This window comes from Mesorhizobium sp. M7A.F.Ca.CA.004.04.2.1, assembly GCF_004022825.1.
Classification (GTDB): Bacteria; Pseudomonadota; Alphaproteobacteria; order Rhizobiales; family Rhizobiaceae; genus Mesorhizobium.
Genome location: NZ_RZPH01001680.1, coordinates 1 through 602, shown reverse-complemented (window position 1 = coordinate 602; position 602 = coordinate 1). Strand labels below are relative to the sequence as shown.

At 65.8% G+C, this 602-nt stretch carries 1 protein-coding gene; it reads right to left on the bottom strand.

The features are described 5' to 3' along the window. Positions 1 to 143 precede the first annotated feature (143 nt). A partial coding sequence (locus EN893_RS36945; protein ID WP_206640272.1) for a GTP-binding protein occupies positions 144 to 602 on the bottom strand: 459 nt, incomplete at its 5' end.

The following is a 602-nucleotide window of genomic DNA, read 5'->3' as shown; positions in this document are numbered from 1 at the left end:
GCCGCCAGTCCGGCGAGGTCGCTGTCGGTGAAGGACAGGGCCACGATATCCGCCGGCGTCTGCCGCAGATCGACCGGCTCGGCGAGGTCGTCGAGCGAGGCGGATGTCGTGGTGAGGATGTGCATCGCGACCCGTGTCCGAAATCAGCCGGCGAGTATACGCTCGATCGCCGGGCGGTTCAGCCCCTTCAGGCCGATGACGACGAGGCGCGAACGGCGGTCGTCCTGCGCGGTCCAGGCGCGGTCATAGTAATGATTGACGCGCGGCCCGACGGCCTGCAGCAAGAGCCGCATCGGCTTGCCGCCGACCTCGACGAAGCCTTTTACGCGCAGCACGTTCTCTTCTTCGGCGACGGTGGCGACGCGCTTCGCCAGTTCATCGGGATTGGCGATCGAGGCAATGTCGACAATGAAGGTGTCGAAGTCGTCATGCTCATGGTCGAACGCGCCGTCATGGTGGGACTTGCGGTTTTCGATGTCGTCCTCGACGGCCAGACCGAGCCCGAGCAGCACCGAGGGATCGACCTTGCCATGCGACGTCGGCACGATCTTCACCGCGCGGGCGGTGTGTTCGCCAATGATGGCGTTGGCGCGGGCGGTACC